Source organism: Kistimonas asteriae, from assembly GCF_018263925.1.
Taxonomy (GTDB): Bacteria; Pseudomonadota; Gammaproteobacteria; order Pseudomonadales; family Endozoicomonadaceae; genus Kistimonas; species Kistimonas asteriae.
Map to the genome: position 1 here is coordinate 24,403 of NZ_JAEVHF010000017.1, position 15,085 is coordinate 39,487.

A 15,085-nucleotide genomic window follows, 5' to 3' on the forward strand; every position below is an offset into this window, starting at 1 on the left:
TCCAATCATACGACAGTGGATAACTTTTTAGCCAGAAGGCCTGCCCTGATCAGAAAAAGCCCAGCGGTGATGTCCCGTAGCTGATCATCAGGTTCTTGACCTGCTGGTAATGCTCAAGGGTCATCTTGTGCCCTTCCCGGCCGACACCGGATTTTTTGAAGCCTCCGAAGGCCGCATGGGCAGGATAGACATGGTAACAGTTGATCCAGATACGCCCAGCCTGAATCGCCCGCCCCATGCGCTGCGCCCGGTTGATATCCCGGGTCCAGACGCCAGCGCCGAGGCCATAGATGGAATCATTGGCGAGTGCAATCGCTTCCTCTTCATCCCTGAAGGTGGTCACCGCGAGTGTCGGGCCGAAAATCTCTTCCTGAAACACCCGCATCCGGTTTTCCCCTTTCAGGATGGTTGGCTGGACATAGTAGCCACTGGCCATGGCTTCCGGCATTGCCGCCTGCTCTCCGCCCAACAGGAAGCTGGCGCCTTCATCCCGGGCAATTTTCATGTAACTGAGTACCTTGTCGAACTGTTCCTGACTGGCCTGGGCGCCAATCATCGTATCCGTATCCAGCGGATTACCCTGCCGGATCTCACGGGCACGGCTGATGGCGCGATCCATCAGATCGTCAAAGATAGTTTCATGCACCAGCGCCCGGGAGGGACAGGTACAGACCTCGCCCTGGTTCAGGAACGTCATCAACATGCCCTCAACCGCCTTGTTGATGAACGTATCTTCCTGCGCCATGACATCCGGAAAAAAGAGATTGGGCGATTTCCCTCCCAGCTCCACCGTACAGGGAATGATGTTGTTTGCCGCACAGTGCAGGATTTTGCTGCCTACCGGGGTGGAACCGGTAAACGCCAGCTTATTGATGCGTGAATTGCTGGCCAATGCCTGGCCGGCTTCTTCGCCATAACCATTAATGATGTTCACCACGCCGGGCGGAATCAGGTCGGCAATCAATTCCATCAGCAGCAGGATCGTCACCGGCGTCTGTTCCGCCGGTTTCAGCACCGTGCAACAGCCGGCAGCCAGTGCAGGCGCCAGTTTCCAGACAGCCATCAGTAATGGGAAATTCCAGGGAATAATCTGTCCGACGACCCCGACAGGTTCATGGAAATGGTAAGACACCGTGTTGGCGTCAATGTCACTGAGCGAACCTTCCTGGGCACGGAGACAACCGGCAAAATAGCGAAAATGATCCACCGCCAGCGGTAAATCCGCCGCCAGGGTTTCACGGATCGGTTTGCCATTATCCCAGCTCTCAGCAACGGCCAGGGACTCAAGGTTTTGCTCAATCCGATCCGCAATCTTCAGCAAAACGCCGGCACGTTCTGCAACAGACATTGCAGCCCATGCAGGAAACGCCTGGTGAGCACGATCCAGGGCCAGTTCAATATCTGCTGTACTGGAACGGGGGACCTCGCAGACCATTTCCCCCGTGACGGGGGTAGTATTACTGAAGTAGCGACCCTCTGCCGGTGGAACCCAATCCCCACCGATAAAATTCTCATAACGGGGCTTGAAACTGATGATCGCTTCTTGATCACCGGGACGTGTATAAATCATCACGATATCTCCCATGAATTTCCGTTAATGGCTATTCAACGCTCCCTGTCAGCCACTGAACAAACCCCATTATTGATAGCCGAAATATCTGCAGACGCCATCGCGGCAACTTCAACAAAACCCACTACACTCGAGAGTTCACAATACAAACCGCCCACAGACTTAACACTATGAAGGCAATCAAGCGGTACAAAGCCATCATCATTACCTGTATCGGTTCCGTTGCAGAATGGCTGGAATTTTCCGCTTACCTGTATCTGGCCCCCCGGCTGGCGCACCTGTTCTTTCCTGACCAAGAGGCAGCAGCAGGATTAGTGTCCGTATTCGGCCTGTTTGCTATCGCTTACGTGGCCCGCCCTATCGGTGGATTTATCTTTGGTTACCTTGGCGATCGCTACGGTCGCCGTCTGACGTTAACGCTTTCAGTCCTCATAATGGCTATGGCCACAACCGGAATCGGACTCCTGCCCACCTGGGACCAGATTGGTATCTGGGCACCGCTTTTGCTGCTGGCCTGCCGAGTCATGCAGGGAATGGCAGTAACCGGTGAATTTACCAATGCCGCCGTCTTCATGATTGAACAGAGCCGAGGCAATCCCTGCCTAGCTGGCACCTGGGCTAACTGGAGCGCAAACCTTGGTATTGCCCTGGGTGCGCTGACCACTGCACTGGTCAGCTTACCGACCATGCCGGACTGGGCATGGCGCATACCTTTTCTGATCAGCTGTACCACCAGCCTGCTGGCACTGCTGATCCGGCGGAAACTTTTTGAATCTCCATCCTTCAATGCAGCGGCAGCTAAAAGCCTTTCACCTAAGAAGGTACTGACAGAACTTTTCCTCCATCACAAACACAATGGCCTTGTGGTCATATTGATAAGCGCTTTTGCTGGTGTGACCCTGTATGTAGGCAACATGTTCTGGTGCAGTTATGTCGTTAGCCATCACTACTTCACTCCCAGTAAAGCCAATATGATTGCATCTGTAGATATAGGCGTTGAATTTCTTATGCTGCCCCTGATGGCAATAGTGGCTTACCGGGCAGGCATCAGAAGGGTCATGATTGCAGGGCTGTTATTAACTGCATCAGCTACACTGTTGAATTTCTACTTGGCCGCACAAGGTTGCGTGCTGACCAGCATGCTAACAATGATCATGTTCGCTACCGGCGTCGCCACCTTTGAAGCGCCGATGTTCAAGCTGTTGTTTGACCTCTTCCCTGCCAGAATCCGCTGTACCGGTATCGCGCTAGCCTGGGCGATGGGTCAAAGCCTGTTCTCCGGCCCGTCGCCAATGCTAGCGCAATGGCTCAGCGACCATTATGGCTGGGTTGGTGGTGTGTTTTGCATTTTGCTGGTTTGCGGAGGGGGGCTGGTTGCAATGTATATGCATCCAGCCCCCCATAAAACCCCTAACACACAGGCTGTGAATATTGCGTCGTCCTGAAAGCCAGCCTAAACAGAAACCACTTACGACTCCCAGCATCATGACGGATTATCACGTGACTGAGCACCACCCTCGCCTTGGCGTTGAGGTCTGTAAGGGTAACAACCTCAATCATCTCAACGATGACCAGCGCCGGGAACTGAGGCATGCCCTTTGGCAGCATGGCGTGATTGTTGTCCGGAATCAGCATCTGACAGCCCTCGAGCTTGAGCGCTTTGCGCGGGCGACGTTCGGGGATCAAATACTGGGAGGTCCTGTCAATCATCGTCTACCACCGGAACTTCGCAGCGAACATGTTGCGGTACTGGGCAATCCGGAAGGCCCTGTGGAAAAACCCGTTGAGCATGTTGCCTGCCAATGGCACCACGACAAGGATGCCCTGCCCCGGATCGATGGGCTGCCGATGAATGCGCTGTATGTGGTCATGCTTCACGTCCACGATGTCCCGGACAGCGGACTGGATGGCCGTCCCCATACCACGGAATTTCTTGATCAGTTGGAAGCCTGGCGAAAACTTAGCCCTGAGCGAAAAGTAGCGCTGGAACCGATTCATTTACTCCACCAGCCACCGGCTTTCAGTCCATCCAGTGAGCCGTCACCAACCAAATCGCATCCATTAGTGAGCGAGCATGAACTCATTGCCCGTAAAGGGCTCTACATGGGATCTGATACGGCGATCCCCACCGGCATGGAAAATGATCCCGTTGCTGCCCGCCGCTTTTGGCATAACTTGCTGGATGAAATCCTGGTTCTCTGCCAGGTATACAGTCACCGATGGCAAAAAGGGGATGTGGTGTTATGGGATAATTCCCAGGTGATGCACTGCGGAAAACCGTATGATGCCTTGCACTGTCATCGCACAGGCCTCAGGCTGGGGGTTATTGCCCGTGAGGAAGCCAGTCTCCGCAATAAGGCCACATTGCAACACACCTGACCCAAACCGAAACAACCACAGACGTTTGCATACTGATCATGCAAACACCTTCGCTGTAATGCCTATTCTTTCCAGCCCAACCCTAAGTTCAGCCATGGGTTTTATGCTGTAATTATGGATTGACAGGCGTCGTGTGATAATTTCTTATCGCGCGTCTTTTTTAAACGCCAGTTTTTCATGCTGGCATCCTGATTCAATGAACATCAGTGACTTGGCTGGCAGAAGGTTTACATCACGTGACGACACGGATCTGGCTTTGCCCGGAATGCGACCTGGCGATGACTCCCCCCAGGCTCGCTACCGGTACCCGGGCGCAATGTCCACGCTGTAACCACGTACTGGCCGATGCCAAGCATGGCTCGCTCAACCAGCTCATGGCGCTGATCATTACCGGACTGCTTTTTTACATTCCAGCCAATACCTTTCCGATTCTCAGCCTGTCCCTGATGGGCGATGAACAGCACAACACAGTGCTTGCCGGTGTCCGCGCCCTGTATGAAGAGGGCTACCTGTTTGTGGCATTTGTCGTCTTCCTGTGTGCCATGCTCATTCCGCTGATTCGACTGGCAGCACTGTTCTTCATCATCACTGCCATCAAACTGCGAAAACAGCTGATGATAGCTCGCACCCTGTTCCGTCTCTATCACCGTTTAGGTGAATGGGGCATGCTGGAGATATACCTGCTCGGTATTCTGGTGGCAATCGTCAAACTGGTGGATATCGCCAGTGTGCATCCGGGCATGGGCATGGTGTGCTTTATCGGGTTAATGCTGTCAGAGATTGGCATATCACTCCTGCTGAATGAACACCATCTCTGGAAACTGCTGGAGGATCAGCAATGACCACGGGTAAACGCCTTGGCCTGCAACAATGCCTGGAATGCCATGAGGTCTGCCATTGCGATTTACGCCACTGCCCCCGCTGTGGCGCAACGGTGTATATCAGACGCCGTAACAGTATCCAGCGTACCTGGGCCCTGCTGATTACCGCAGCGATCCTGTTTATTCCCGCCAACCTGCTGCCCATCATGACGGTCAGCCAGTTCGGCAAGGGCACGCCGGATACCATTATGTCCGGCGTCATCGAACTGATGCGTCATGACATGGTGCCTATCGCCCTGCTGGTCTTCACCGCCAGCATCCTGGTGCCCATGTTCAAATTGATCGGCATGGTGATCCTGCTGCTTGCCGTACGCAAAGGGAAACCGGCACAGATCCGTCGGCATATCCAGCTCTATCGGTTTATTGAGTGGATCGGGCGCTGGTCCATGCTGGATATTTTCATGATCTCAATCCTGGTGGCCCTGGTCAGCTTTGGCCGTCTTGGCACCATCGAGGCCGGGCCTGGTGCCGTAGCTTTTTCCAGTGTGGTGGTTCTGACCATGCTGGCGGCTATCAGTTTTGACCCACGCCTGCTATGGGATGCCATTGAGCCGCCTGCCCATAGTAAACTGTCACAGGCGGCAGTCAGTACAACCGACGACAAATAAATAACGTTCACTCACGGAAAACACATCGCATGACTGATATCGACAAGCCCATACTGCAGGAGCCGGATATCATTACCCCCAAGCGTCGGCTATCGACCATATGGCTGCTGCCGCTGATCGCCCTGATGATCGGCCTGTGGCTGGCATGGCGTGCGTTTATGGAAGGCGGTGTCATTATCACCGTTCAGTTTCCCGATGCTGAGGGGCTGGAACCCGGCAAGACACAGGTTGTCTATAACGGACTGGCTGTCGGAAAGGTCAAGGACCTTGTCCTGCTGCCTGACCTGAAAGGCGTCAACGTACATATTGAGATGAGTCGGCAAATGACGCCTTATCTCACTACCAGCGCCGAGTTCTGGATGGTCAAGCCAACCGTATCGATGGCGGGCATCAGTGGGCTGGACACCCTATTCTCTGGCAACTATATCGGCTTTTTACCGGGCAAAAGTACGGAAAAAAGCAAAAAGGTTTACGTTGCAGAAGAAGAGCCACCCGCCATCCAGGATCCTGATGGCCTGCGTTTTACCCTGCGAACCAATAATCTGAACTCGGTCACCCAGGGCAGCCCGGTTTACTACCGTCGTTTACAGGTCGGTGAAGTGATCGGTTACAACCTGAGCGCTGATAACCAGCACGTCGATATTCAGGTATTTGTTCGGCCAGCCTATACCCACCTGGTACGAATGAATACCCGGTTCTGGAATGCTGGCGGCGTCGAAGTGTCCGGTGGACTGTCCAGCCTCAAGGTTCGCACCCAGTCGGTACTCAGCATTATCAAGGGCGGCATTGCCTTCAGCACGCCCGAACATGAACCCGAACAACCACCGGGTCATAATGGTGCGCTGTTTACCCTCTACGATGACTATGACAATGCACGCACTGGCATTCCGGTTGAAATCACCTTCCCCACCGGTGTTCGCCTGGAGGAAGGACGCACCAAGGTCATGTTCATGGGGTTTGAAATCGGCATGGTGGAGTCTGTCGATATTTCAGAAAACCTGAGTCAGATTACCGCTCGCATTTACATGGACCCTCGCGCCGAACCGGCCCTGGTTGAAGGCACCCGCTTCTGGGTTGTGGAACCGCAGTTGTCCATGGAAGGCGTATCGGGCCTGGACGCACTACTCAGCGGCCCCTACATCAGCATGGACGTGAATCTCAAGGATGTGGAAGCCAACAAACAACGTCGTACATTCGTAGGGCTCGACAAACGTCCTCCGATCAGCCCCAATGCGCCCGGTCTTCACCTGACACTGGAAGCCCCAACTCTGGCAGGTGTCAGTGTTGGAAGCCCGGTTTTGTATCGTCAGATCCAGATCGGTTCCGTGCAGCAATATTCACTGGCATCCGATAACAGTGGTATCCGGATTGCAATTTTCATTCGTCCCGAGTTCGCTCATCTGGTCAATCAAGACAGTCGCTTCTGGAACCTGAGTGGTATTCACATCAAAGGCGATCTATCCGGTTTGAGCATCAACACGGGCACGCTCGCCACACTGATGAATGGCGGCATCGGGTTGGCTACGCCCTCAGTCAAAGCACCCACAGTCAAACATGGTCAACGCTTCACGCTGTACGACACCGAACAGGAAGCCATGGAGACGGGCCTGATGGTGCGAATCCGGTTTGATTCCGGGGAAGGACTGAAAGCGGGCACTCCGCTGAAATTCCGGGGCATGGAAGTGGGTGAAGTGAAGCGGGTTAGACTGGATCATGACATCGCGGATCCCGATCAGTCCACCATTGTCGCCGATACCCTGATCTACAACGACAACCGCTGGCTGGCCCGCGAAGGCGCGCGGTTCTGGCTGGTCAAGCCTGAACTGGGGCTGGCCCGTACGGCGAACCTGGATACACTGATCAAAGGCCAGTACATTCAGGTAGACCCTGCCGATAAGGTGACGCCAGAAAAAACGGAATTTGTTGCCCGCAATCGTCCCCCGGTTCAAGGCAATGGCCTGACAGGCCTGAAAATCAAACTGGTATCAGACCGCCTGGGCTCCATCGCGAAAGGAAACCCGGTGTATTACCGGGAAATCCAGGTGGGTGAAGTATCAGGCTATCGTCTCGGCAACCCGGCCGATCATGTCATTATTTTCCTGACGATAGACGATCATTATGCACCCCTGGTTACCCCTGACACCCGGTTCTGGAATGCCAGTGGTATAGACGTTGATGTCGGTTTATTCAGTGGCGCCAAAATTCGTACAGAGTCGCTGGAAAGCCTTCTCGCAGGTGGCATTGCCTTCGCGACACCTGCAGCAGCTGCCACACCGGTTAAACCCGGTATGCGTTTCAAACTGTATGAAAAGGCTGATCCGAAGTGGCTGGAATGGAAACCTGCCATCAAGCTGGCCAAACGCCGCAAAGAGAAAGGACAAGATACCTCTGTCCATGCCCAGGAAAGTGAATTTATCGACACACCGGGTGCATAATCCCCAGCGATCAGGCGTCCGATGACGCCTGATCCAATAACTCCTCAATATTGGTTCCATTCACCAGTCGTAAAAACTGGTGCCCCCTCTCAGCATCCGTTTCAAATGCACCACAGGCACGAATCAGACGTGACAGGTTACGAAACCGATAACCTGTTCCCCTGAGAGGGATACGTGCGTGCTGTCCCAGACGGGAAAGGGAAATCCAACCATTACTGGGGTCTAGCTGTTCACAGGCCTGCACCAGTTCACGGGTTACCGGCACAGGAATCGTATTGCCTTCCTGCTCCAGCTCCATGGGCCCCAAACTGTCTCCCGGTATAAATGAAAATGTGTCACAGGCACGAACCAGCTCATTCTTGACCTTTCCCCGGTCAGCAAAGCCATGCACATAACCACCAGACTGACGAATCAACTGTATGGGGGTTAAAAAATCCCCATCGTTAGTGACCACCAGAAAAATACCGACTTTACCACTGTGTAGTAGCTTAAATGCATCGTACATCATCAGGAAGTCACTGCTACTGTTGCCAGAACGGTAGCTGAATTGATGAATTGTCCGGATACCGTACTTCAGGGCGGGTTGCTCCCAACCTTTGGTATGCCCTCGGGAAAAGTCTGCATAAGCGCGAAGAATGGGCTTCACGCCATACTGCCGGGCCTGTTCAACGACCATCGACGTACTGCGGGGGGATATATTTTCCGCATCAAACAGAACGGCAACACCATCATTCTCTACAGGAATCCGGCGCTCCTTGCCTGTGGTTTTCATCATGCTCTCCACTGCATGTTAACCACTTCAGACTGGCAAATAACGGCGCCAGTTTCAATGTACAAATGTGATGAATGCAGGAAAAACCCATATCTGGGTGAGCAGTATTGGTGTAAAAACCGCTTTAATACCTGAGCAGACAATGACAAACGACAAAGTACGTTTTTACTGCTTGCCATTGTCAGCATGGCACATATTTATCGATATTTGCGCACCTTACGCGCCATCAAAGGTTAGCTTGAACTTCTGCAGGGTAAACCGTCCATTCGTACACCAGATGTTGATGATCGTATCACCCGCCTCAAAATACTCACGGGCATCATCGCTGGTAATGGCCTCATACCGTGGGGAGAAAATGCTGTCAGAGGTTCTGGGCAAACGTGTACTGTAGAACGTCCGGTTATTCTCGTCCTGTACATTGATGCTGGCGCCAACATCATAGGTAGAAATAACGTATTCAGTCCGATAATAACCACTTCTGGGAATCGTCACCTTATACGACGCATCGCCAATCTTGCCTTCAAACAGGCTTTCACCAATAAAGAGCGCTTCATTACCGCGCAGTTTGACATAATCATTACTCCTGACCACATCAGCGCCCTGAATCAGAATCTCGGTATCATCCGGGTACTGGTCATAGTCTCGCTGTGCTTTTGCTATGCGGTCTTCAAGCTGCTTGATAAAGCGACGAATCTCCTGCATCAAGGGCTCTGACGGTGAGTATTCCCGAGCTTTGAGTTCCTCATAACGCCGCTTGACCAGATGTTGCAGGGTAAAACGGGTAGATTCAATACTGTCACCGATTTCATCACGAGTCGTCGTATGCTCTTCAATATGGGCAATCGCACTGACCACCTCTCGCCGAATCAGGTCACGCTGTGTTTCAAGGTATTCGTACCGTTCCTCTTCACGGTTGCCAACATAACTCAGCAACATGTAGTGGTAGTCAAGATGGTTGCCTTCAACACTGACGTACAGAAGACCCTGTTGAAGATCAATTTCTCTCGGCACAGAAACCTTGAGATGCTTCAGACCGTCCTCGGGGGCCGGTGCTTCGGTACTGAAAATGATGCTTTTATCCAGCGCACTGCGAACCGTTAGCGCCGCCGCCGTTTCATGACTGAAAGCCAGCGTCAATTCATACTGACCATTGCGGGGAACATAAACCTGATAATAGGCTTTCCCATCATCACCAAACCGGATGCCCTGATTCGGTTTTTTATAGCCATGGTCATCGGTCTCGACAATAACCTGACCATTGTGAGCAAAATCGTTGTAGTAGTTATTGCCATAAACAAACATATGATCAGAACGCAGTAACCATTCCGGATCACGCCAGAGTTTCAGCTGGTAATCCGGATCCATCGGGCTGATTTCAGACTTGCTGATGGCGGTCGTGTTCTGCCACATCATGGGACCATAATAGGCCCGTTGGTCATCCGTCATACTTTCCCAAGTCTGATGGGTAAAACTGGTATTAAAGGATGTCTTGGGCCAAAGGGGATCAATGACATTCAGCAACACCCAGCTGTTGGATACCGCACAGTTTGGCGCGCGATTATTCCAGGTACAGCGAGTCTTGTGACGTCCCGGCTCCCGTGCATAACTGTAGGGATGCTGTTTTTGATAATTTATATAACTGCGACCTTTGGCCTTGGTGAGGCAGGCACCAAACTGATCATTCGCCATTCTCGCAGGCAGGTGCAATTTATCGACCAGCGTGTCGTCATTCGTCGTATAAAACTCAATAATCATATTTTGCGACGTTGGCTTTGAACTTAGCCTTAATACCTCCAGATTTTTAAGCACAAATTCAGAAGCTTCGTTCGCTGCAAATTCAGGATACATTTTCACCCGGAATAAAGGTGCTTCCGTGGTAGAAATTGGGCTAGGAGATAACCGATCCTTGGTAGAATAAGGATCATAGGCAATAATTTCGAAAGCCCCCTTACCAAACGTCACTGGAAGCATATTACTGTATTCAGTCACATTGTTATGTTCGATATCATACTCTTCAAGAATCGGCCCCAGAAAACTGTATATTTTTTCAAGTACCGTTTTCAGCCCTGATGCAATCGAAATGGGTTTTGAGCTAAACGTAAAAGGGACTTTTGTCTGTATTGTTTCCCAAATGCCTTCAATGGTCTTTTCTGTAATTTCTTCAGCCGGGTGCTGCCAGGGCGTTATATCGGCGGAATCCAGATCGGGAGACAACCCCGTCATAATCTCTTCGTAAGTCTGCTGCGGGCTGACATAAGGCAGATCAGCTCTGACGGTTGCAGAAAATACCATTATTAAGCTGTACACATAGAGCCATCGGAAAGAGAAACATCTCATCGCGAACCCTCCTGAAAAGGAGTACAGAATTAAAAGAAGCAGCGTTAATCGTGAGGGATTAAAGACTGTTCACACAACGTCTAGTTTTCATGACAATAATCATAAGACAGTGCTTTTATAGTAAAAATATTGGCATGCCGTTATGACAATATTTTTTATCAATCCAACATTTATTATATTTCTCGAACGACCATTTTAACGACTATGATTATTCGATAGCATTTGGAAACCAGCATAAAAATAGAACCTGATAAAAAATAATGAACAACGTACAATTTGGACGTATTGATTTTGACAAACTCACTAAGATTTATAAGCGACAATATAATCACCACAAAGTGTCTGCCGCATTAGCCAATTATGGTTTTTTTAGTCAAGGGCTGCTGGCAAACAACGAATCTGTGGATTTTATTGCCCATCACCATAGCGGACCCCCTCAACTCTCCATTCTGTTGAAATCCCGCCTGACGCTTGCATCACACCTTGAACACCAAAACCTGTCGATTGCCTTTTATGAGCGAGGCTACTGGTATGTGTATCCCCACGACGATGTACTGGCTTTTGCCTGCCAAACCTCAGCTATCACAAATACAACTTCCTGGCAGCAGCAAGGTCTATACACATTCCCCCAACTCACGGATAAGTACCGTCAGTTCCTCAAACCGTGGAGGCTCTGAGTATAAGAAGACTCGCAGAGCGGTGTCTTTTATGCTGAGATAAATTGAGAAGACAAGCCGCCAGGAAGGCACTAAAAGGAGAGGGACGCATGCTGAAAACCTACCGTATGGAACTTTCCCTTGGATCACTCTGCTCGCTCAGTTTCATCGTCGGCTTTGGCAGCGGGCTGTTCTGGGGACTCCTCGGGGTATTCACCTCCAAGGCCGTAGCCAACCCTGCGGCCTGGTTGGTTGTGATGTTTTTCACGCCGTTTCTCAGTGGTATTGGCGGGGTGATGTCTGCCCTGATCGCCTACCCCTTTTACAATTGGTACTGCAACCGGGTCAAAGGACAGGTGGTCACAGGGAAATTTCTCGAAGTGGAGGACAGTGAGCTCGATAACATGGAATGAATACCGTCACGCCTTATCAGTCTACGATTTTCAGCGCACTAAAAGTGTTATAACATAACAGTTCCATTTCCAGCGGATCCATCCCGTTCGATGTACGTTCCCAGCACAATCACATCCAGCCCCAGGCACACCACCATCATCATGATGCTTGTGGGCGTACTGTTGTGCTGGTCTGTTCTGGGTAATGCTCACGCTCACGATGGCGACCTTCTGCCTGAATGGCACACGGACTGCAGCCTCTGCCACCAGGCATCGTCACCCTCGATACTGAATAGTTCGAGCCTGTCGCTGCATATCCCCAGCTACACCGTTGTTGTTGAGCCTGTCATGCTCCGGCTCGCCGAACAGCATGAAACCCTGCACCGTATTCGAGCGCCTCCTGTCGTTTTTGAGTGAATCCATCAACACACAACTGACACAATTTCACTTCAGTATGCGCATGAGATAACCGCGCGACTGTACGACGGGAAAATACCATGAACCAGCGAACGATCTGCCGCACTATGGCAGCTATTCTCTTTATTTCCATGCCTGTTGCGGCCGAAACGTCACGTCATCATGGCGCGCACGTGCACGGTGCCGGACAACTGAACCTGGCGGTGGAAGGCAAGCTGCTGCATATTGAAATGACCATCCCCGGTCATGACATTGTCGGCTTCGAAAGCATTACCAGCCCGGAGCGGGAGCAGCAGGTTGATCAGGCCATTGAACGCCTGCAACAAGCCTCCATGTGGCAGCTACCGACCTCCGCCCAATGCACACTACTCAGTACCAAGGCAGGTCATAGTGCCGAAGCGCATCACGACGATGATCATGGTCACCACCATGACCATGACAGCCATCTGGACTTCACCGTCAGTCAGGTCTTTGAGTGCAACGACCCGAAAGCCCTGACACAGATCGAAGCCCGGTTATTTGAACGCTTTGCCAACAGCGAATCACTGACAGTGCAGGCGCTGACCGATAAAGGTCAGATGTCGGCAACCCTCAAACGCGACAAACCTGTGCTCCGGTTCTAAGCCAATGACGGTCTTACCAACGACACCGCCTGTTCAGCTGGATGATCTCCTGTTCAGCTGGCAGCCAGGCCAGCCGGTGCTGGATATTCCGGCATTAACCGTCACACCGGGAGAAAAGGTCTTCCTCAAGGGACCCAGCGGCAGTGGAAAAACCACGCTGCTGGGGCTGATTGGCGGCGTACTGGTGCCTGAGCGGGGACATGTTTCCCTGCTCGGCACGCCGATCAATCCGCTCTCGCCCGCAGCGCGGGATCGCTTCCGAGCCAACCATGTCGGTTTCATCTTTCAGATGTTCAACCTGATTCCCTATCTGTCGGTATTGGAAAATGTGCTGCTGCCCCTGGGCTTTTCCCCGGTACGCCGGCAAAAACTGGCAGCAGCAGGTCAATCCGGCAACGAGGAGGCGGTACGACTGCTGGCACAGCTGGGACTGTCCGACCCGGCATTACTGGCCCGCCCGGTCACAGCCCTGAGTATTGGGCAGCAACAACGGGTCGCCGCTGCACGCGCGTTGATTGGTCGTCCGGAAATCCTGATTGCCGATGAACCGACGTCGGCACTGGATTCCGATACCCGGGAAGCGTTCATCCGCCTGCTGTTCAAGGAGTGTGAAGCGGCCGGCAGCACCCTGCTGTTTGTCAGCCACGACGCTGGTCTGGAACATTTGTTCGACCGCAGCCTGTCACTGGCAGGACTCAACCACGCGGCCGTAACAGAGGCTGCCGCCATGCAGGAGGACGCCGTATGTCACTGCTGAAGCTTGCCTGTCGGAGTATTCTGAACCGCCGTATCACCGCACTACTGACCGTGGTTTCCATTGCCATCAGTGTTGCCTTGCTGCTGGGGGTGGAACGTATCCGGGTTGAAGCCAAGAACAGCTTCACCAACACTATCTCCGGCACCGACCTGATCGTGGGCGCCCGTAGCAGCGGCATAAACCTGCTACTGTATTCGGTGTTCCATATTGGCGATGCGACCAACAATATCTCCCGGGAAACCTGGGAGGACATCGCCAGCGATCCAGCCGTTGACTGGACGATCCCGGTATCACTGGGTGACTCCCATCGCGGTTACCGGGTCGTGGGCACCAATACGGCAATGTTCGAGCATTTTCGCCATGCCGGCGATCAACCGCTTGTCTTTGCCCATGGCAAGGCCTTTTCCGATCTTTACGATGCGGTCATAGGGGCCGATGTCGCCGCGGAACTGGGCTATACGACAGGACAGGGCATCACGCTCGCCCATGGCGTTGAAATGGTCAGCCTGCAGAATCACGACGACAAACCTTTCCGGATCAGCGGTATCCTGCAACGAACCGGCACACCGATGGATCGGGTCATTCTTATCTCGCTGCAGGGAATAGAAGCGCTGCATGTAGACTGGCACAATGGCGCTCCGCCCATTCCAGGGCTGACCGTATCGGCGGACAAGGCGCGCAACCTGTCGCTGGAACCTGAAGCGATCACCGCCTTTTATGTGGGCCTGAAATCACGTATGGCCACCTTCCGGCTTCAGCGGCTGATCAATGAATATCCCCAGGAAGCCCTGCTGGCGGTATTGCCCGGCGTCGCCCTTCAACAGCTCTGGCAACTGGTTGGCGTCGCAGAAAAGGCTCTACTGGGTGTTGCCGCTTTGGTAGTATTGGCCGGGCTGACCGGCATGCTGACAGCCATATTGACATCCCTAAATGAAAGACGACGGGAGATGGCCATCCTGCGTTCTGTCGGCGCCCGGCCCGGCCATATCTTTTTCCTGTTGATGTTCGAGTCACTGTTCTATGCACTGGCCGGCTGCCTGCTGGGCAACCTGTTGCTGTACGGACTGCTGTTCGCTGCCCAGCCTCTGGCCCAGAGCTGGCTGGGACTGCATCTGACCATCAGCCTGCCAGGCCTGTTTGAGCTGGGACTGATGATTGCGATCATCACGACAGCACTGCTGCTGGGCTTGTTCCCTGCACTGCGTGCTTACCGGAATTCCCTGGCTGACGGTCTGACGATCCGGGTATAACAAAGGAA

General features: G+C 52.7%; 14 protein-coding genes. 11 read left to right on the plus strand and 3 right to left on the minus strand.

Annotated elements, in window-relative coordinates; translation table 11 throughout:
- Nucleotides 1–49 precede the first annotated feature (49 nt).
- A complete protein-coding gene (gene exaC, locus KHS78_RS17335; RefSeq protein WP_211829829.1) occupies nucleotides 50–1,570 on the minus strand; it encodes an acetaldehyde dehydrogenase ExaC in 1,521 nt (506 codons plus the stop codon).
- A gap of 170 nt (nucleotides 1,571–1,740) precedes the next feature.
- Here exaC and KHS78_RS17340 point away from each other — a divergent pair, with 170 nt between their 5' ends.
- The 5 genes from KHS78_RS17340 (at nucleotide 1,741) to KHS78_RS17360 (ending at nucleotide 7,873) form a co-directional block, all read left to right on the plus strand.
- On the plus strand, nucleotides 1,741–3,015 hold the full coding sequence (locus KHS78_RS17340) for an MFS transporter (RefSeq protein ID WP_211829830.1): 1,275 nt from the start codon (nucleotides 1,741–1,743) through the stop codon (nucleotides 3,013–3,015).
- 55 nt (nucleotides 3,016–3,070) lie between these two features.
- A complete protein-coding gene (locus KHS78_RS17345) occupies nucleotides 3,071–3,949 on the plus strand; it encodes a TauD/TfdA dioxygenase family protein (RefSeq protein ID WP_211829831.1) in 879 nt (292 codons plus the stop codon).
- Between the two features lie 236 nt (nucleotides 3,950–4,185).
- The gene (locus KHS78_RS17350) at nucleotides 4,186–4,791 is read left to right on the plus strand and encodes a paraquat-inducible protein A (RefSeq protein ID WP_211829833.1); all 606 of its coding nucleotides are present in this window, start codon (nucleotides 4,186–4,188) and stop codon (nucleotides 4,789–4,791) included.
- The gene (locus KHS78_RS17355; protein ID WP_211829836.1) at nucleotides 4,788–5,438 is read left to right on the plus strand and encodes a paraquat-inducible protein A; all 651 of its coding nucleotides are present in this window, start codon (nucleotides 4,788–4,790) and stop codon (nucleotides 5,436–5,438) included. Before KHS78_RS17350 ends, KHS78_RS17355 begins: the two co-directional genes overlap by 4 nt.
- A gap of 29 nt (nucleotides 5,439–5,467) precedes the next feature.
- Nucleotides 5,468–7,873, plus strand: a complete 2,406-nt coding sequence (locus KHS78_RS17360) for a PqiB family protein (protein ID WP_211829837.1) — start codon at nucleotides 5,468–5,470, stop codon at nucleotides 7,871–7,873.
- Nucleotides 7,874–7,883: 10 nt separating this feature from the next.
- Here KHS78_RS17360 and KHS78_RS17365 read toward each other — a convergent pair whose 3' ends face one another.
- Both KHS78_RS17365 and KHS78_RS17370 read right to left on the minus strand, forming a co-directional pair.
- A complete protein-coding gene (locus KHS78_RS17365; RefSeq protein WP_211829838.1) occupies nucleotides 7,884–8,648 on the minus strand; it encodes an NYN domain-containing protein in 765 nt (254 codons plus the stop codon).
- A 213-nt stretch (nucleotides 8,649–8,861) separates the two neighbouring features.
- Nucleotides 8,862–10,937 (minus strand): hypothetical protein, encoded by a 2,076-nt coding sequence (locus KHS78_RS17370; protein ID WP_211829839.1) that lies wholly within the window; start codon nucleotides 10,935–10,937, stop codon nucleotides 8,862–8,864.
- Nucleotides 10,938–11,242: 305 nt separating this feature from the next.
- Between KHS78_RS17370 and KHS78_RS17375 the strand changes: the two genes are divergently transcribed.
- The 6 genes from KHS78_RS17375 (at nucleotide 11,243) to KHS78_RS17400 (ending at nucleotide 15,077) form a co-directional block, all read left to right on the plus strand.
- Complete coding sequence (locus tag KHS78_RS17375) at nucleotides 11,243–11,659, plus strand: hypothetical protein (protein WP_211829840.1); 417 nt, start codon at nucleotides 11,243–11,245, stop codon at nucleotides 11,657–11,659.
- A gap of 89 nt (nucleotides 11,660–11,748) precedes the next feature.
- Nucleotides 11,749–12,051, plus strand: a complete 303-nt coding sequence (locus KHS78_RS17380; protein ID WP_211829841.1) for a hypothetical protein — start codon at nucleotides 11,749–11,751, stop codon at nucleotides 12,049–12,051.
- Nucleotides 12,052–12,141: 90 nt separating this feature from the next.
- Nucleotides 12,142–12,447: a DUF2607 family protein gene (locus tag KHS78_RS17385; protein ID WP_211829842.1), complete on the plus strand. Its 306-nt coding sequence runs from the start codon at nucleotides 12,142–12,144 to the stop codon at nucleotides 12,445–12,447.
- Between the two features lie 80 nt (nucleotides 12,448–12,527).
- Complete coding sequence (locus tag KHS78_RS17390) at nucleotides 12,528–13,070, plus strand: ZrgA family zinc uptake protein (protein ID WP_211829844.1); 543 nt, start codon at nucleotides 12,528–12,530, stop codon at nucleotides 13,068–13,070.
- A gap of 4 nt (nucleotides 13,071–13,074) precedes the next feature.
- On the plus strand, nucleotides 13,075–13,827 hold the full coding sequence (locus tag KHS78_RS17395; protein WP_211829845.1) for an ABC transporter ATP-binding protein: 753 nt from the start codon (nucleotides 13,075–13,077) through the stop codon (nucleotides 13,825–13,827).
- Nucleotides 13,815–15,077 (plus strand): ABC transporter permease, encoded by a 1,263-nt coding sequence (locus KHS78_RS17400; RefSeq protein ID WP_211829846.1) that lies wholly within the window; start codon nucleotides 13,815–13,817, stop codon nucleotides 15,075–15,077. The genes KHS78_RS17395 and KHS78_RS17400 overlap by 13 nt, the downstream gene beginning before the upstream one ends.
- Nucleotides 15,078–15,085 lie beyond the last annotated feature (8 nt).